This window comes from Marinococcus halotolerans DSM 16375, from assembly GCF_000420725.1.
GTDB classification, from domain to species: Bacteria; Bacillota; Bacilli; order Bacillales; family Marinococcaceae; genus Marinococcus; species Marinococcus halotolerans.
Window position 1 is genome coordinate 1 of record NZ_ATVM01000020.1, and the last position, 17,697, is coordinate 17,697.

The window sequence follows — 17,697 nt, forward strand, 5'->3', positions numbered from 1 at the left end:
CCGACCGCTATGGGTACCAGCGGGATCTCAAACGGTATGAAAGCGAAGACTGCAGCGAGTGTCCGTTGAAACCCCAATGCACCACCGCCGAGGGCAACCGGCAGGTTCGCATCAACCCGGTATATGAAGAGGGCAAGGCGATCGCCCGCCGGGCGTTAACGAGCGACGAGGGAGCGTCCACCTATGCCCGGCGCAAGATCGAAGCCGAAAGTGTTTTTGGGCACTTGAAAGCGAATCGTCGCTTTCGCCGGTTTGCCCTGCGGGGCACCGCCAAGGTGACCACGGAATTTGGATTGTTGGCCGTCGCCCATAACTTACGGAAAAAAGCGGAAAAAACGAAAAAAGAAGCCGGAGAAACATCTCCAGCTTCCGCTTAAAAGAGCTATCATTCGATTTTTGGGACAGCCCCTGAGTCGTTAAACTAGGAGCGTTGGGCTGTTTTCAGGGAAGTGTCTGCTTCCTCGTCTGCATTCACGCGCTTTACATTCGCGCCGAGACCCTGCAGCTTTTTATGAAAGTCAACATACCCGCGGTCAAGATGACGAAGCTCTGTTACCGTTGTTTCTCCCTCCGCTACGAGCCCGGCAACGATTAAAGCTGCTCCGGCGCGGAGGTCAGTAGCTGATACTTCAGCGCCCTGCAGTTTTTTCGGACCGCTGATGATTGCGGTGCGTCCTTCGATCTTGATGCTTGCATTCATGCGCTGAAATTCCTCGACGTGCATGAAGCGGTTTTCGAAAACCGTTTCTGTAATAAGGCCGGTGCCCTTCGCCTGGGTTAAAAGCGCCATAAACTGCGCCTGCATATCTGTTGGAAAGCCGGGATGCGGCATCGTTTTAATATCCACCGGCTTTAAAATATCCGGGCCTGTGACAAGCATGCCTCCGTCGCTTTCTTCAATCTTTACGCCCATTTCGCGCATTTTTGCTACAAGCGGACGTAAATGTTCATGCATTGCGCCTTCGACGAATACTTCTCCCCCGGTAATCGCAGCAGCAATCATAAAGGTGCCTGCTTCAATCCGGTCCGGAATAATTGTATGCTCCGCTCCGGTTAATTTATCTACACCTTCAATGCGGATAGTACCGGTTCCGGCGCCGCGCACTTTGCCTCCCATGGCATTAATAAAGTTGGCAAGGTCCACGATTTCCGGTTCCTCTGCTACATTTTCAAGCGTGGTAGTGCCTTCTGCAAGAGCAGCGGCCATCATAATATTTTCAGTAGCGCCGACGCTTGGAAAATCAAGATAAATGCGTGCTCCCTGCAGGCGTTCTTCTACTTTCGCTTCAATATAGCCGTTGCCGATTTCGACGTGAGCTCCCATCGCTTCAAACCCTTTAAGGTGCTGATCAATCGGCCGGGAGCCAATCGCGCATCCCCCCGGAAGCGCAATATGGGCGACCCCTTTTCTTGCTAAAAGCGGGCCCATGACGAGAAACGAAGCCCGCATCTTGCTGACATACTCAAACGGGGCTTCTGTGGAAAGATCACCCGTAGCGTCAGCCGTCCAGCGGTGATCCTCGTAATTAACTTCTGTTCCGACGTGGCGCAAAACATTGGAGATCGTGTCTACGTCTGCGAGCGGCGGCACATCATAAAGTGTGCTGCGTCCTTCTTCTGCCAAAAGAGTAGCTGCAATAACAGGCAGAACCGCGTTTTTTGCTCCTTCTGCTTTGACGGACCCCTTTAGGCGTCTGCCTCCCTGTACAATAATTTTATCCAATTTAATTCCCTCCGCTATACTTATGCATATTATCTTTTTGTGCTGCGTACTTTACCTAAAGAGCTGTGCATTTCTTTCGTCCATTTGTCTAGCCTTTTCATTAGTCGCTTCCCTTCTCAAAACGTTACAGTGGCAAAGAGACAGTTTTTCCGTGTCAATTCCGGCAGCATCGATGAATTTCATACAGAATCCTTTACCCGCTCCCGCATTTTCATAATCTTTTATGCCAAAAGTGTGAAAAACAGGTAACGGAGGTACAAAGAAAAATCAAAATAATCGATAAAGAAACTGCTTACAGAGTAGCTGATTGCAATAGCGAACAATATAATCAAAAGCCTTCCCTTCAGGCTTTCCGGTCTTCGGATAAAAACGTCAAACCGAAACGCCTGCAGACACCACCAGGTCAGGATAAAAAAAGAGAGATGAAGCAGGATATGTATTAGTGCTTCCTGGCCGTCCGGATTCATGCCATCATGCCTTTCTTTGTTGCCGTACAACGTTCTTTGCGAATTTTGAGCCACGTTTTAGAATAATCAAATGCATAAGAGAAAACAAGAGACAAAGGTTCTGCTACTATGTGCGGCGGTTGTTGGGTTGATGGATCTTGTAATGTTTTTAGGAATGTTTATATAACTATAAGCATATTTAATTATAAAGGACTCGTATTCAAACATCTATAGTTCTATCTTCTTTAGAAAGGCATATATTGTTAATATGAATTTCCGTTTTCCCAGCCGGGTCCAATACGAATGTAAAACAAAAGAACCGTTTCTCCTTTTGGAAAAACGATTCTTCAGATGTATCTTTATGAGCCTTCGGAAACCTTCAGGCGGGTATTAGCCCGTTTTAAGGCAAGCCGTGCCCGCATGACGTCTATTTCCTCTTCATTTATCCGATTCAGTCGTTCTTCTGCCCGTTCTTTGGCGATGCGGGCCCGTTCCGGATCGATCTCTCCTGGAGTTTCTGCAGATTCCGCCAAAATATTAACGGCGTCAGAGCGGACTTCTACGAATCCTTCACTCACGGCCAGTAACTTTACTTTGTTGTCATACTTAATGCGGACTGCATCAATTTTTAGAGGAGCCACGGTTGGAACGTGGCCGGGGAGAATCCCCATTTCGCCACTTTCCGCACGAACACTGACCATCTCTACTTCTCCATCAAAGACGGACCCGTCCGGAGTCACTACGCTGAGATGCATCGTTGCCATCTGTGTTCTCCCTCCCCCGTGTCGTCCTTAGGACATAGATTTTGCTTTTTCTACTACATCTTCAATCGGGCCGACAAGGCGGAAGGCGTCTTCCGGCACGTCATCGTGCTGCCCGTCAAGAATTTCCTTGAATCCGCGTACCGTATCCTGCACGGATACGTACGTACCCTTCTGGCCGGTAAACTGCTCTGCCACGTGGAAATTCTGTGAAAGGAAGAACTGAATGCGGCGGGCACGGTTTACCGTGAGCTTGTCTTCTTCGGAAAGCTCTTCCATCCCGAGGATGGCGATAATATCCTGGAGTTCATTGTATTTTTGAATTGTTTGTTTTACCTGCTGGGCGACATCGTAATGCTCTTCGCCAACAACCTCCGGTGCAAGCGCACGTGATGTGGAGGCGAGCGGATCTACAGCCGGATAAATACCCATCTCTGTTAACCGGCGCTCCAGGTTGGTTGTTGCGTCCAGGTGGGCAAACGTTGTTGCTGGTGCCGGGTCCGTGTAGTCATCGGCCGGTACATATACTGCCTGAATCGAGGTAACCGAGCCTTTTTTCGTGGATGTGATACGCTCCTGCAGCTGACCCATTTCTGTTGCAAGCGTCGGCTGATAACCAACGGCGGACGGCATCCGGCCGAGAAGGGCGGATACTTCCGAGCCTGCCTGCGTGAAACGGTAAATGTTGTCGATAAAGAGAAGCACGTCGGCCCCTTCTTCATCACGGAAATGCTCTGCCATTGTCAGGCCGGTCAGAGCTACGCGCATCCGGGCACCCGGCGGCTCGTTCATCTGGCCAAACACCATGGCTGCTTTGTTAATAACCCCGGAATCGCTCATTTCAAAGTAAAGGTCGTTCCCTTCACGGGTACGCTCCCCTACTCCCGCAAAGACGGAAATCCCGCCGTGCTCCTGGGCAATGTTGTTGATGAGCTCCTGAATAAGTACGGTTTTCCCTACGCCGGCACCGCCGAACAGGCCGATTTTTCCGCCTTTAACGTAAGGTGCAAGCAGGTCTACGACCTTAATGCCTGTTTCAAGCACCTGCGTTTCCACAGCGAGCTCGTCAAACTTCGGCGGCTTGCGGTGGATCGGCTTGCGTTCTACGCTGTCTGCCACCTGCTCTTTCATGTCAATCGGTTCACCGAGAACGTTAAATACGCGGCTTAGCGTATCGTTTCCGACCGGTACCGAAATAGAGCCTCCTGTGTTGGTCACCTCAGTTCCGCGAATAAGACCGTCTGTCGAAGACATCGCGATCGTACGCACGGAGTTATCGCCCAAATGCTGCGCAACTTCGAGGGTGACATCTATTGCATCTTTATTTTCAGTTGCCGGCTGTGATACGCGAAGCGCGTTGTTTAGTTCCGGAAGCTGGCCGCTTGGAAACTGAACATCAATAACCGGTCCCAAAATCTGAGTAATTCGACCGTTTTCTTCACTCATTGTAATCGTTCCCCTCCTTACTGTCCGGCTGGGCCGGACGAAATGGTTCTTTTATTCAAGCGCAGCTGCGCCGCCGACGATCTCTGTGATTTCCTGCGTAACAGCCGCCTGGCGGGCACGGTTGTAGGAAAGTGTTAAATCATCGACCATGTTGTTGGCATTATCGGTTGCTGCACTCATCGCTGTCATCCGGGCCCCGAACTCACTCGCCTTGGCATCGAGGAGGGCACCGTAGATTAAGCTTTCCGCGTACTGCGGGAGAAGCTGCTTTAAAATTGCTTCCGGCGAAGGCTCGTACTCGTACTGAGCTGTGCCTTTGCTGTCTTCTTCACTTACTTCCTCCGTCAGCGGCAGCAGTTTCTTTTCGGTCACCTTCTGCTGGATCGGATTAATAAAATGGTTGTACCAGATATACAATTCGTCCACGTCTTCATTTGCATACAGATCGACCGCAAGACGCGTAACATTTTTAATATCGTTAAAGGACGGCTGGTCCGGCAGGCCCGTGATTTCATCGAACATCGGAATGCCGTAGCGCTTTAACAGGTCTCTTCCTGTCCGGCCGATCACAATGACGCTGTATTCGTCCTTCGACTGGTGGCGCTCCCGCAGCTTTTGCATTAAATCCCGAAGAATATTCGAGTTGTACGCCCCTGCAAGCCCCTGGTCTGTAAATATGGCAATATAGCCGGTTTTCTTTACAGGCCGTTCTTCAAGCATAGGGTGGGAAATACCGCTGCTGCCGGCGGCGATGCCGGAAACAACGTCTTTAATTTTTTTCGTGTACGGCTCATATCGCTGAGCGTTTTGCTGGGCCTTATTCAGCTTCGACGCAGAAACCATTTCCATGGCACTTGTAATCTGCTTCGTTTTTTTCGTCGACTGAATACGGCCTTTAATTTCTTTTAAGGAAGCCATCTGTTCACCACCTTTTGAACCTTTTTACGTGCGGGACTCTTTATTTTGAAGGATTAAATGACTTCTCAAACGATTGAATCGCCTGCTTGAACTCTTCTTCGTCCGGAAGTTTTCCAGTGTCACGAATGCCTGCCAGAAGCTCTGAATGACTCGATTCAAGATACGCAAGCAGTTCTTTTTCATAACGGCGGATGTCTTCTGTCGGAATGTTGTCCAGGAAGCCTCTTGTCAGGGCAAACACAATTGCTACCTGCAGCTCCATGCGAAGCGGCTGGTGCAGTCCCTGTTTGAGCACTTCTACTGTTCTTCCACCGCGGGCCAGTTTATCCTGTGTCGCTTTGTCCAGGTCGGAGCCGAACTGGGAGAAGGCTTCGAGTTCACGGAACGAGGCCAGATCCAGACGGAGCGTACCGGAAACCTTTTTCATTGCCTTTGTCTGGGCCGAGCCGCCGACACGGGATACGGAAATACCCGGGTTGATGGCCGGACGCACACCGGAGTTGAAAAGGTTCGCCTGCAGGAAGATCTGGCCGTCAGTGATGGAAATCACGTTTGTTGGAATGTAGGCGCCTACGTCCCCTGCCTGGGTTTCAATGATTGGAAGTGCTGTCATTGAACCAGCGCCTTTTTCATCACTCAATTTCGCTGCCCGTTCGAGCAGACGGGAGTGAAGGTAAAAGACGTCCCCTGGGAAGGCTTCACGGCCCGGCGGGCGGCGAAGAAGGAGGGAAAGTTCACGATAGGCGTTTGCCTGTTTTGTTAAGTCATCATACACAATAAGCACGTGCTTGCCGTTGTACATAAACTCTTCGCCCATGGAAGCTCCGGCGTACGGCGCCAGGTAAAGCATTGGGGCCGGCTCGGAAGCCCCTGCGTTTACGACAATCGTGTAATCAAGCGCGCCTTTCTGGCGGAATGTATCCACGACCTCTGCCACCGTGGAGTCTTTCTGGCCGATGGCTACATAAATGCAGATAACATCTTCGTCTTTCTGGTTCAAAATCGTATCGATCGCAACAGCCGTTTTACCGGTCTGGCGGTCGCCGATAATGAGCTCACGCTGGCCGCGGCCGATAGGAATCATCGTGTCCACGGCTTTAATGCCGGTTTGGAGCGGTTCGGATACCGACTGACGATCCATAATGCCAGGCGCTCCGCTTTCAATCGGCCGGCTTTTCGTCGTGTTTGTGGAGCCGAGTCCGTCTACAGGCTGGCCGAGGGCGTTAACTACACGTCCGAGCAGCTCTTCGCCGACCGGCACTTCCATGATGCGGCCGGTCCGTTTAACCTGGTCGCCTTCACGAATTTCTTCATAGGCACCGAGAATAATAATACCTACGTTGCCTTCTTCAAGGTTCTGCGCCATACCCATGACGCCGTTTTCGAATTCCAGAAGTTCACCGGCCATGGCGTTGTCCAGGCCGTAGGCACGGGCGATACCGTCCCCTACCTGAATGACGATGCCGACTTCTTTGGATTCTGTCTCCGCTTCAAACTGTTCAATCTGCTGTTTAATTAAAGAACTAATTTCATCGGGTTTGATACTCACCAGGATTCACCCCATTCATGATAAATTCGTTTGCGTTATATTACGCTGCAATCGGTCTAGCTGACCTTGAATGCTTCCGTCAAAAATTGTATGTCCGACGTGCACCTTCATGCCGCCAATGAGCGAAGGATCCACTCTGTTTTCAATATAGAGTTCGCGCTTGCCGACCCGCTGGGCAAACTTGCGGGAAACTGCCTGCTTCTCTTCATCCGATAATGGTTTCACGGTATAAACGACCGCATTGGCAATGCCGAGACGGTCGTTAATCAGTGCAATCACTTCCACTGCCACTTCATCAATCAGGTGAAGCCGTTTCCGGTCAAGCAGCACGCTCAGCATTGAACGGCTGCGCTCACTCCAGGAACCAAAAGTACTTGCTATGAAAGACTGTTTTCTTTCACGGCTGATGGACGGATACCTGAAAACCTGGGCAATCTCCGGATGCGTGTGGAACACTTCGAGCATCGCTTCCCATTCCTGCTTGGTTTCTTCAAGAGCACCGTGTTCTTCTGCACTTTTTAAAAGTGCGCGGGCATAGCGTTTCGCCAGGGTTGGATTACTCATAAGCGACCGCCGCTTTCCTGTACGTATTCCTGAATCAGTTTTTCCTGTTCTTCTTCATCCAGTTCTTTTTCAATAATTTTCGTCGCAATTAACACAGAAAGCTGGCCGACCTGGGCACGAAGCGCTTCCACTGCCTGCTCCCGCTCTCTCGTAATATCAGCGAGGGCATTGTCTTTCATACGGTTGGCTTCTTCGTGAGATTCCCGGATGATTTCCTTTGACTGCTCCTGAGCTGTTTTACGGGAGGTTTCGATAATAGACTGCGCTTCTTCACGCGCTTTCTCCATTTCCACCCGCTGCTCTTCTAAATATTTTTCCGCTTCCTGACGGTGATTTTCCGCTGTCTCTATTTCATTGGAAATGTGGTTTTCGCGTTTTCTCATTTGTTCCACAATTGGACCCCAGGCGAACCGGCGAAGCAAAAGCAGTAAAATGACAAACGTAAAAAGTGAGAAAAGCACATCTCCTAACGCAAATGTAGATGGCAAAAGATTTCACTCCTTTCTTAGATATACAAAAGGAATGGCGAAGCCAGTTCCCCCACTCCGCCATTTTGCTTCCCTTTCCAAAACGTATGTTTATTGGAAAAGCGTGATAAAACCAACAACGACTGCGATGATCGGAACTGCCTCAACAAGACCAATACCGATGAACATAAGTGTCTGCAATCTGCCGCCAAGCTCCGGCTGACGGGAAGTACCGTCGATCGCCCCTTTGATTACGATTGCGTTACCAATACCTGCACCAATTGCTGCTAAACCTGCTGCGATTGCAGCTGCTAAAAGACCCATGTGCAAATCCTCCTTAAATTAGTTTAAAACTATATTGTTGTTTCGTTGTTTCTGCAGATGCTGCTGTGATTAATGCTCTGTTTCCACTTTATGCGAAATATAGACCATGGTCAGTACCAGAAAGATAAACGCCTGGATAAAACCGATAAATATGCTGTATCCCTGCCAGGCAACCATTGGAATAATGCCAAGTGCGGTCCCGATGGGAAAAGTTGTCCCTACCGTCGCCAGAAGCGTCAGCAGTATTTCTTTGGCATAAAGGTTGCCGAAAAGCCGCGCTCCGAGTGTCAATGTGTTGGTAAACTCTTCAAGAATATTAATTGGGAAGAGAAATTTCTTTGGACGGAAGTAGTTCTTTCCGTACTCTTTCACTCCGCGGATCTTGATGCCGTAGAAGTGCGAAAGCACAATGACCATTACGGCAAGCGTCATCGTTACGACCGGATCCGCTGTTGGTGATTTCCACCAAAGCACGTGTGTCTCATGATTAATCAGCATGAACGGAATCCCGAGCATGTTCGCTACCAGAATGAACAGAAAGATCGTAATTCCAAGTCCGAAGAAACGCTCCCCGGTTTTCCAGTCCATTGTGCTTCCAATCATGTTGCGAACGAATTCAATAATCATTTCAAACACGTTCTGCATGCCGGTCGGTCTCATCGAGAGAGTCCGCGCACTCACCACACCAATGATAAATACAATGACTGCTGCAATAGTCAGCATCATGACATTGGAAAGATTAATGTGGAAGCCGGGTATACCAAACAAATCATAGATATACGGCGATTCGTGCTGTATATTCAAGTCTCAGTCACCCCTTTACTATGTTAGTCGATTGTGCGCTGCAGCCAAAAAATTACTTTTCTTTGCTGAAGTGAACGGATAAAGCGTAAAGCAGCAGATAAGGACTGAACAATCCAATCACCAGGTAAAGCAGACGGAATTGTTCCGGAAACCGGACATACAGCATGGCAATGACTACCCCTACTGCGAGCCTTGTGGCCATGCCAAACGGAAAAATCTTTTTTTCCGCGAGTACCGCCTTCTGGATTCGTTTTGTCTCCCGGTGGGCGTGCCAGATGTTAAAAGCTCCTCCGCACGCTCCTGCAAATAAGCTCACTGCTTCCTGCCGGAACGTTGGAATCAGCGCCGGAGCTATGTACAATACAAGCATTCCAGCCAATCCTATAAATAACGAGCGGAGATACAAGCTTGTATCATTCATGCGCGGGCCACCTTTTCCTCCGAAACAGACTGATTAGTCCGTTAATACACTACGAAATCCATTGAGAGAATTTTTACACAACTTTACGTAACAATAGTTGTCCCTTACATGTTTTAGGCAAAAAAAAGAAACAATTGCGTGAACCATGCCTTTTATGCAGGAATTCCAAACTTCTCCCATATGTAAACCTTATCATACGTTCTTCATCATCGTACAATAGCCGCCCCGTAATGTCAATGGACGAAAATTAATAAAACCCTGTGTTGTCGCGTGTTTCAGGCATTTTTTATTTTGTGTCCATTAAGTGACATTTTCATAAATTTAAGTCAAGAAAAAGTTGGTCAGATAGCATGAACGTCCGGCATTCATTCTATGCGTAAAAGCTATCTGACTGTCCCGCTTCATTATTAGAATACACCTTTACAAATCAAAGAGCTTTTCCTTCCGTATGGGAAAAGCCCTCTCCTGTATTATTTGGTGCCAAACAAACGGTCGCCCGCATCTCCGAGACCCGGAACAATATAGCCTTTGTCGTTTAACTTTTCATCCATCGAAGCCAGGTAAATGTCCACATCCGGATGTGCTTCCTGAACGAGCGCCACTCCTTCAGGAGCTGCGATTAAACACATGAGCTTGAGATTCTGGGCTCCGCGCTTTTTCAGACTGTTCAACGCTTCAATAGCAGAACCGCCCGTTGCAAGCATCGGATCAATCACAATAAATTCCCGCTCTTCGACATCACTTGGCAGCTTCACGTAATACTCGACCGGCTGCAGTGTTTCCGGATCCCGGTACAGGCCGACGTGCCCTACTTTCGCTGCCGGGATCAGTTTGATGATACCGTCGGTCATGCCAAGCCCTGCGCGCAGAATTGGCACTACTCCGAGCTTTTTGCCTGCAAGCGTATAGGATTTGGCCGGCCCTACCGGAGTTTCCACCGTGACTTCCTGCAGCTGAAGGTTTCTTGTAATCTCAAATGCCATCAGCGTGGACACTTCATCGACAAGCTCCCGAAATTCCTTTGTTCCTGTTGAGACGTCCCGGATGAATGTAAGTTTATGTTGAATGAGCGGGTGATCCAGTACATGTACATTTCCCATAAGTATAGTCGGCTCCTTTTTCCCCGGCGCCAGCCGGTGCTTATTAACCCATGTCCCTATCGAACATATTCTTTAGAAATTCTACCTAAAAAGCGTGATGGATTCAAGGTTATATAAAATGACAGAAATATGCCGCAACTTCTGCCTTCTGCTGGAAATAACAGCAGCGCCCGGATGCACTGCTGCAGACGTTTATTTTAAATTGTCTTCAATATACTTTACTGTTTTGCGCAGCTCCTTCGGGCCCGGCCGGCCGAATGGATTGGTCTGGCGGTGCTGGTATAAAAACCTGCCTTCTTCGTCGAGCAGAAAATATGCAGGCTCCCCGTGCGCTCCGTGGTCTTCATACGGCGCTTCCGAGCTGTGATAAAAGACGCCGTAATCGTCGAGCACCTTCAGCGCTTCGTCGACGAGCACCGGAAACGTGAGGCCGTATTCTTTGGTCATCGCGCTCAGATCCTCCGGGTTGTCGGTAGAAATCGCTGTAATATTTACGTTATTGTTTTCAAAAAAACCGCGGTGCTCTTCCCATGCCTGCAACTCTTCTTTACATACCGGGCACCATGATCCCCGGAAAAACACGAGCAGCTGCCAGCCTTTCCCTATTTTATCTTCGAGCTTAAATTCTTCGCCGTTCACGTCAGCAAGCGTGAACATCGGCGCTTTTTCATTTAGTGCAAAAACCATTTGAACTCCTCCTTTTCCCAATTTATATATACCCTAACACACTTGCCTTCACCCCTGAAAAACAAAGAGTTTTTCCAAAAATGACAAAGAAAAACAGCTGCCTTCCTTAAATAGGAAAACAGCTGTATTAACGCCCCGTTTGCTGGCCGGAACTGCCAGCTTACAGGTATTCGTAAATTGGGAAACGGCCCGTTAAAGCTTTCACGCGGTCCGCCGCTTCTTTTAATGCTTCCGCGTCTTCATGATTTTTCAGCGTGTAGGCAATGATGGCGCCTATTTCTTTCATTTCTTCTTCGCCAAAGCCGCGGGACGTTACGGCTGCAGAGCCTAGACGGATACCGCTTGTGACAAATGGCTTTTCCGGATCGTACGGAATAGCGTTTTTGTTCGCAGTGAGGCCGACTTCGTCCAGCGCTTTTTCCGCTATTTTCCCTGTCAGCTCCAGGCTGCGGGTATCCATCAGCACGAGGTGATTGTCGGTGCCGCCCGAGACCACGGTTATTCCTTCATTCTGCAAAGAGCTGCTTAAGCTGCGGGCGTTTTTCACGACGTTTTCAGAGTACGTGACAAAGTCCTTTTGCAGCGCTTCGCCGAACGCAACAGCTTTCGCTGCAATCACGTGCATAAGCGGCCCGCCCTGCAGACCCGGGAATACGGCTTTATCAATCTTTTTGCCGAACTCTTCCTTACAAAGCACCAGGCCGCCGCGTGGTCCGCGCAGCGTTTTGTGTGTTGTTGTTGTCACAAAATGCGAATGAGGAACCGGGTTTTGGTGCACCCCTGCTGCTACCAGTCCGGCAATGTGTGCCATGTCCACCATTAAATACGCGTCTACCTCATCGGCGATTTCGCGGAATTTTTTAAAGTCAATCTCACGCGGGTACGCACTTGCGCCGGCAACGATTAATTTTGGCTGTGTTTCTTTTGCCACGCGAAGCACTTCATCGTAATCAATTACCTGGTCTTCTTTAGTCACACCATATTCTACGAAATTATACTGCACACCGCTGAAGTTGACAGGGCTTCCGTGGGTTAAGTGGCCGCCGTGGGAAAGGTTCATGCCAAGCACGGTGTCGCCGTGATTTAAAATTGTATAGTAAACAGCCATATTGGCCTGGGCTCCGGAGTGAGGCTGCACATTCGCATATTCTGCCGAAAATAGTTCCTTTGCCCGGTCAATTGCGAGCTGTTCGACCGTATCCACGTGCTCACATCCGCCGTAATAGCGGCGATTCGGGTAGCCCTCCGCATATTTGTTGGTAAGCACAGACCCCTGTGCTTCCATTACTGCACGGCTCGTGAAGTTTTCTGAAGCGATCAGCTCAATCTTGTCGCGCTGGCGCCCCAGCTCCTTCTGCATTGCCTCATATATGGCCGGATCCTGCGTCTGTACGCTTTCTGCATTTACCTTGGTTTCCATTTGTAAATCTCCCTTCCCTTCCGGTGCAATAGCGAACGATTATCTTTTCCATTAATATTTCGTTCGTTATTTTTCTCTCCATGTTACTATGTTTTTCATTGTAACACGTATTTTTTATGAATTTCCGTACCTTGCGAAATTTTTTAGGATTTCTTTATTTTCCTGCCGGCATGTGAAGAAAAAAGAACCGCAGCATGCGATTCTTTTTTCGGCGGCTATTCGTAACGGGCGCGCTCGCCGCCAATCAGTTTTGGCCGGGTTTTCGCCATTGTTACATAGGCAGAGCCAATCTGCTTCTGCGGGCCACGCACCGGCACCGCCACCGGCTTCAAATGCATACCGATCAGAGTCGAACCGATATCAATACCCGCATCTGCTTTTACCGCTTCGATAACGACCGGTTCCCTCATGTGTTTATACGCATACGAGCTCATCGAACCGCCCGCTCTTGGATGGGGCACCACATTTACTGCTTCGAGGCCGTAAGCGTCTGCTGTTTCCCTTTCCACCGTAAGCGCACGGTTAATATGCTCACAGCCTTGAAACGCAAGGCGTACGCCGGTGTCTTCCCGAAATTCCTGAAAGACATCAAATAATGCTTCGGCGACTTCTTCAGAGCCTGCCTTACCGATATGCTCTCCGAGCACTTCACTGGTGCTCGTGCCGATTACAAGCATCTGGCCCCGGCGGAGCGATGCCTGTTCTTTTAATGAAGCTAACAATTCCCGTAAAGGCTGCTGCCATTCTGCTTTGTTCACCATGACAACTCATCCTTTCTTCGTTCCTTATTGTTCAATCGCCGCTACTTTTTGAATACGGTCGGCGTGCCGGCCGCCTTCGTGCTCTGTGCTGATCCAGGCTTTGACGATTTCGCCGGCAAGGCCGGAGCCAATGACTCTCGCACCCATGGCCAGTACGTTGCTGTCGTTATGAGCCCGGGTCATCTTTGCACTGAATACATCATGGACAAGCGCGCAGCGGATGCCGTTGACTTTATTCGCAGCAATCGACATGCCGATGCCTGTGCCGCAGACAAGAATCCCGCGGTCCACTTCGCCGGCTGTTACTTTTTCAGCCACCGGAACCGCGTAGTCCGGATAGTCCACAGAATCACTGCAGTCACAGCCCAGGTCCTCGTATTCCACCCCTGCTTCGTCCAGTACAGATTTAATTTCCTCTTTTAAGTCATACCCGCCGTGATCGGCACCCAATGCTACTTTCATGTCAACCTCTCCTCCGTTTGATTATACTGTTTCCAGTCTCTCACGTATCCATCAGCCTGTAAATCTCCAGGCTCAGTCCAGCGTCTTTTCTTTCATATACCGCTCCCATGCTGCCTGCAGCGCCTCTTCCATTTCCTCTGCCGTTTCGTGGTACACCTTCGAACCACCGCCGATAGGATCTCCAATATCCTTATCTCCATCAGTTCCGGCATATTCCTTTAAGAGCACTGTTTTCTCTTCCGCACCCGGAAACATCCGCTGCATAATATCTTTGTGCCCCCGGGTCATCGCAAAGATGACATCCGCCCAGTCGATTAATTCCTTCGTGAGCGGCTGGGATTCATGATCAATTTCCACCTGTCTTTCATCCATCGCCCGGACGGCTTCTGTCGCTGCCGGCTCTCCATTTGCAGCCATCACGCCGGCGGAAGCCACTTCCACCTCGGGATAGTGATGCTTCATCAGCGCAGCGGCCATCGGGCTCCGGCATGTGTTCCCTGTACAAATAAACAATACGTGATAACTCATCGTCATCGACTCCTTGCAGAAGTTTTCATTGTTCTGAAGATGCTGCTTTTTCCAGACGGTTCATGAGCGCGGTCCCGATCCCTTCTTTTGAAAAAACTTCACAGAACGCAGCGTCCACCTCCATTGTATCTAATTCACGAAGAACAGCGTATAATTTTGCTGCCGTTTCTTCGGGTGCCCGGCGCGAGCCTAAACTAAGAAAGGCGTCCGCCTGTGTCCAGGCTGTTTTGTTTTCTTCCACAGCAAGCACCGCTACTTTTTTTCCGTCCTGCTGGAGGTCCTGGAGCTTTCGCTGCCATATCTCCTCCGGTCCCTTCATTAAATAAAGAGAGGTCGCCGGCGAATAGTGGCGGTATTTCATTCCAGGTGCCGCCGGTGCTTCCTCCGCAGGAGCGCTTTGCGAATAGCGGACTGTTCCCGGACCTAGCACCTGCTCGATCTGCTCTTTAGTAACTCCCCCCGGACGCAGAATCCAGCAGATTTCTGCCGTACAGTCCACGACGGTGGACTCCACCCCGTACCCACAAGGGCCGCCGTCGATCACCGCATCAATTTTCCCATGCAGGTCATTGTATACGTGCTCCGCCGTGGTCGGGCTCGGGGATCCGGAACGATTGGCGCTCGGTGCTGCAACCGGTACACCTGCGTATTTCAGCACTTCCCTCGCGACTTCGTGCTCCGGGATCCGGACAGCCACTGTGGACAGTCCTGCCGTTACAAGGGGAGAGAGAGGGGTTTCTTCTGTCAGTGGGAATATAAGCGTTAAAGGGCCTGGCCAGAACGCATCCATCAGCTGTTCCATATTCTTTGTCCATGTAACTCCGAGCGTGTCGAGCTGGGCACGCTCAGCAATATGAGCAATCAGCGGATTGTCCGGCGGCCGGTTTTTAGCTTCAAAAATCGCCCGGACGGCTTCGGTGCATACAGCGCTTGCCCCGAGGCCGTACACGGTTTCTGTTGGAAGAGCCACTGTCCTGCCCTGTGTTATCCACAGCCCTATTTCCTTCAGTACAGACTCCTCCGGGAGAGCTTTATTTATTTTATCCACATTTCTTATGACCGTCTGTTTATAACTCATGTGGCTTTCGTTCCTTCCAAAAAGTTAAAATGCTTTCATATCAGGGATAATTTTGCATTATTTTCGTTTTTTCACACTATCAACAGCCGCTTATTTTCTGTGGATAACTGCATTTTTTCCTGATAGTTCAGCCTTTGAATTTACATTTTTTACAACAATTTAATGTTTTCCACAAAAATGGGGGTATTTGTATTCTGTTATCCACAGGTCGTGGATAACCTTCTTACTTATTCACAACTGTAACGATTCGGTCATTTCCATTCAAGTCCTTTATTACCTGAATTCTTTTTCCGGGGAAAGCTTTTTCAGCTGCTTTTTTTACCGCTTTTCCCTGCTGCCAGCCGATTTCAAAAGCAAGCAGTCCACCCGGGGCCAGAACTTCGGCAGCATGTTTGATAATTTCTTCATAGCTGTGTATTCCTTCTTCACCTTTACCAATCAATGCGATCGCAGGCTCCTTATCCCGGACAAGCGGATCGAGCTGCTCCCATTCCTCTTTTGGAATGTAGGGAGGATTGGATACAATAACATCGACCTGATCCTTCCGGGACGCTATACCTTCAAGAAACGATTCCTGATGAAAGACGACCGGTGCCCGCAGCCGTTCTGCATTCCGTTTGGCCACCTCAAGCGCCCAGCTGTCAATATCCACAGCCTGCACCCGTGCCGTTGAAAGCTCCAGGGCGAGCGTGACTGCGATGATTCCGCTGCCTGTCCCGACGTCGACGATCCTTGGGGATTTCAGCTCTTTGTTTTTTTGCACCCAGTCGATCACGTGCCAGACGAGCTCCTCGGTTTCCATCCGGGGAATCAGCACGTCCGGATTAACAGAAAACTCGCGGTCGTAAAAAAAGCTGCTGCCTGTTAAATGCTGCACCGGTGTCCCCGCTGCGTGGTTACGCACGTTTTGCTCAAAATGCTTCCACGTCTGCGGCTCTACCCTCTCTCTCGCTGCAGCCAGCAGCTGCGGGCGGGAGAGCTGCAGATGATGCTCCAGAAGCCAGTCTGCTGCCGTTTCTTCTCTTCCATGCTCACTCAAAAAAGAAGAAGCCCATCTCCGGGCTTCAAATACAAGTGGTTCTTCCTTCATTACGCTTCGCCTGCTTTTTCCATCAGCTCGGCCTGCTCTTCCATTACAAGCGGCTCGATAACCTGATCGAGCTCTCCCTGGAGAATCTGATCAAGCTTTTGCAGCGTCAGGCCGATTCGGTGATCGGTTACGCGCGTCTGCGGGAAATTGTACGTCCGGATCCGTTCGGAGCGGTCCCCGGTCCCCACCGCCGATTTCCGGTTTTCGTCATATTCGGCCTGGGCTTCCTGCTGGAATTTGTCGTACACACGGGCACGAAGAATTGTCATCGCTTTTTCTTTGTTTTTAATCTGGGATTTGCCGTCCTGACAGGAAGCGACAATACCTGTCGGGACGTGGGTCAGCCGTACTGCCGACATGGTGGTGTTTACGCTCTGGCCGCCGGGACCGCTCGCTGCAAACGTATCAACGCGGATATCCTTATCGTGAATATCCACTTCCACTTCCTCGGCTTCCGGCAGGACAGCCACCGTAGCTGTTGAAGTATGCACGCGTCCCCCGGATTCCGTGCTTGGCACCCGCTGGACCCGGTGCGCGCCGTTTTCATATTTCATTTTCGAATACGCCGAATCGCCGTTAATCATAAAAATGATTTCCCGGTAGCCGCCAAGGTCGCTTGCAGTCGATTCCACGATTTCTGCTTTCCATCCCTGTTTTTCTGCGTAACGGGTATACATTTTGTATAAATCAGCAGCAAACAGCGCTGCTTCTTCACCGCCCGCGGCTCCCCGTATTTCAATAATGACGTTTTTATCATCGTTTGGATCCTTTGGAAGAAGGAGCCTCCGCAGCTCTTCCTCCTGGTTTTCGATACGCTCGCTCAACTCTTCGACTTCCGATTTTACCATGTCTTTCATTTCCGCATCGAGCTCATCCTCAAGCATCGATTTGGCTTCATCAAGCTGCTGCCGGGCTTCTTTATATTCCCGGTACACCTCCACGGTCCGCTGCATCTGTGCCTGCTCCTTGGACAGCTCCTTGATTTTATTCGGATCGTTTGCGATTTCCGGATCGCTCAGCTGTTCGTTTAAATATTCATAACGGTCTTCTACCGTCTGCAGTCGCTCTAACACACCGTTCACCTCTATTTTTTAAATTTTATCCGATTGAAATGTATTTCGTTACGTTTTACACGTTCCTCGTTCTCC

Annotated in this window: 21 protein-coding genes; 1 reads left to right on the forward strand and 20 read right to left on the reverse strand. The window is 49.9% G+C overall.

Annotated features, from left to right (window positions below):
• On the forward strand, positions 1 to 377 hold a 377-nt coding region (locus tag G548_RS18180), incomplete at its 5' end, for a transposase (protein ID WP_022794566.1).
• A gap of 44 nt (positions 378 to 421) precedes the next feature.
• Here G548_RS18180 and murA read toward each other — a convergent pair.
• The 20 genes from murA to prfA all read right to left on the reverse strand — a co-directional run bounded on the left by murA (position 422) and on the right by prfA (position 17,622).
• The gene (gene murA, locus G548_RS0112890; protein ID WP_022794567.1) at positions 422 to 1,723 is read right to left on the reverse strand and encodes a UDP-N-acetylglucosamine 1-carboxyvinyltransferase; all 1,302 of its coding nucleotides are present in this window, start codon (positions 1,721 to 1,723) and stop codon (positions 422 to 424) included.
• Between the two features lie 221 nt (positions 1,724 to 1,944).
• A complete protein-coding gene (locus G548_RS0112895; protein WP_022794568.1) occupies positions 1,945 to 2,190 on the reverse strand; it encodes a DUF1146 family protein in 246 nt (81 codons plus the stop codon).
• Between the two features lie 338 nt (positions 2,191 to 2,528).
• Complete coding sequence (locus G548_RS0112900; RefSeq protein ID WP_022794569.1) at positions 2,529 to 2,933, reverse strand: F0F1 ATP synthase subunit epsilon; 405 nt, start codon at positions 2,931 to 2,933, stop codon at positions 2,529 to 2,531.
• A 27-nt stretch (positions 2,934 to 2,960) separates the two neighbouring features.
• Complete coding sequence (atpD, locus tag G548_RS0112905) at positions 2,961 to 4,376, reverse strand: F0F1 ATP synthase subunit beta (RefSeq protein WP_022794570.1); 1,416 nt, start codon at positions 4,374 to 4,376, stop codon at positions 2,961 to 2,963.
• Between the two features lie 51 nt (positions 4,377 to 4,427).
• On the reverse strand, positions 4,428 to 5,294 hold the full coding sequence (gene atpG / locus G548_RS0112910; RefSeq protein WP_022794571.1) for an ATP synthase F1 subunit gamma: 867 nt from the start codon (positions 5,292 to 5,294) through the stop codon (positions 4,428 to 4,430).
• A gap of 40 nt (positions 5,295 to 5,334) precedes the next feature.
• Entirely contained in the window at positions 5,335 to 6,843 is a 1,509-nt protein-coding gene (gene atpA, locus G548_RS0112915; RefSeq protein WP_022794572.1) for a F0F1 ATP synthase subunit alpha, read from the reverse strand.
• 15 nt (positions 6,844 to 6,858) lie between these two features.
• Positions 6,859 to 7,407, reverse strand: a complete 549-nt coding sequence (locus tag G548_RS0112920) for a F0F1 ATP synthase subunit delta (RefSeq protein WP_022794573.1) — start codon at positions 7,405 to 7,407, stop codon at positions 6,859 to 6,861.
• Positions 7,404 to 7,895 (reverse strand): F0F1 ATP synthase subunit B, encoded by a 492-nt coding sequence (atpF, locus tag G548_RS0112925; RefSeq protein ID WP_022794574.1) that lies wholly within the window; start codon positions 7,893 to 7,895, stop codon positions 7,404 to 7,406. The genes G548_RS0112920 and atpF overlap by 4 nt, the downstream gene beginning before the upstream one ends.
• Before the next feature lie 90 nt (positions 7,896 to 7,985).
• Complete coding sequence (gene atpE / locus G548_RS0112930) at positions 7,986 to 8,198, reverse strand: F0F1 ATP synthase subunit C (protein ID WP_022794575.1); 213 nt, start codon at positions 8,196 to 8,198, stop codon at positions 7,986 to 7,988.
• A 69-nt stretch (positions 8,199 to 8,267) separates the two neighbouring features.
• Positions 8,268 to 8,996 (reverse strand): F0F1 ATP synthase subunit A, encoded by a 729-nt coding sequence (gene atpB, locus G548_RS0112935; RefSeq protein WP_051143874.1) that lies wholly within the window; start codon positions 8,994 to 8,996, stop codon positions 8,268 to 8,270.
• A gap of 58 nt (positions 8,997 to 9,054) precedes the next feature.
• Positions 9,055 to 9,423: an ATP synthase subunit I gene (locus tag G548_RS0112940; protein ID WP_022794577.1), complete on the reverse strand. Its 369-nt coding sequence runs from the start codon at positions 9,421 to 9,423 to the stop codon at positions 9,055 to 9,057.
• A 470-nt stretch (positions 9,424 to 9,893) separates the two neighbouring features.
• Entirely contained in the window at positions 9,894 to 10,523 is a 630-nt protein-coding gene (gene upp, locus G548_RS0112945) for a uracil phosphoribosyltransferase (RefSeq protein ID WP_022794578.1), read from the reverse strand.
• A 192-nt stretch (positions 10,524 to 10,715) separates the two neighbouring features.
• On the reverse strand, positions 10,716 to 11,210 hold the full coding sequence (locus G548_RS0112950) for a peroxiredoxin family protein (protein ID WP_022794579.1): 495 nt from the start codon (positions 11,208 to 11,210) through the stop codon (positions 10,716 to 10,718).
• Positions 11,211 to 11,370: 160 nt separating this feature from the next.
• A complete protein-coding gene (locus G548_RS0112955; protein ID WP_022794580.1) occupies positions 11,371 to 12,630 on the reverse strand; it encodes a serine hydroxymethyltransferase in 1,260 nt (419 codons plus the stop codon).
• A 215-nt stretch (positions 12,631 to 12,845) separates the two neighbouring features.
• Positions 12,846 to 13,391 carry a TIGR01440 family protein gene (locus G548_RS0112960; protein WP_022794581.1) on the reverse strand — a complete coding sequence of 182 codons (546 nt, stop codon included), beginning with the start codon at positions 13,389 to 13,391 and terminating at the stop codon, positions 12,846 to 12,848.
• Positions 13,392 to 13,415: 24 nt separating this feature from the next.
• On the reverse strand, positions 13,416 to 13,853 hold the full coding sequence (gene rpiB / locus G548_RS0112965; protein WP_022794582.1) for a ribose 5-phosphate isomerase B: 438 nt from the start codon (positions 13,851 to 13,853) through the stop codon (positions 13,416 to 13,418).
• Between the two features lie 72 nt (positions 13,854 to 13,925).
• Positions 13,926 to 14,381 (reverse strand): low molecular weight protein arginine phosphatase, encoded by a 456-nt coding sequence (locus G548_RS0112970; RefSeq protein WP_022794583.1) that lies wholly within the window; start codon positions 14,379 to 14,381, stop codon positions 13,926 to 13,928.
• Between the two features lie 25 nt (positions 14,382 to 14,406).
• Positions 14,407 to 15,459, reverse strand: coding sequence for an L-threonylcarbamoyladenylate synthase (locus G548_RS0112975; RefSeq protein WP_022794584.1), 1,053 nt, complete (start codon positions 15,457 to 15,459; stop codon positions 14,407 to 14,409).
• 223 nt (positions 15,460 to 15,682) lie between these two features.
• Positions 15,683 to 16,549 (reverse strand): peptide chain release factor N(5)-glutamine methyltransferase, encoded by an 867-nt coding sequence (gene prmC / locus G548_RS0112980; RefSeq protein ID WP_022794585.1) that lies wholly within the window; start codon positions 16,547 to 16,549, stop codon positions 15,683 to 15,685.
• On the reverse strand, positions 16,549 to 17,622 hold the full coding sequence (gene prfA, locus G548_RS0112985; protein ID WP_022794586.1) for a peptide chain release factor 1: 1,074 nt from the start codon (positions 17,620 to 17,622) through the stop codon (positions 16,549 to 16,551). The genes prmC and prfA overlap by 1 nt, the downstream gene beginning before the upstream one ends.
• Positions 17,623 to 17,697 lie beyond the last annotated feature (75 nt).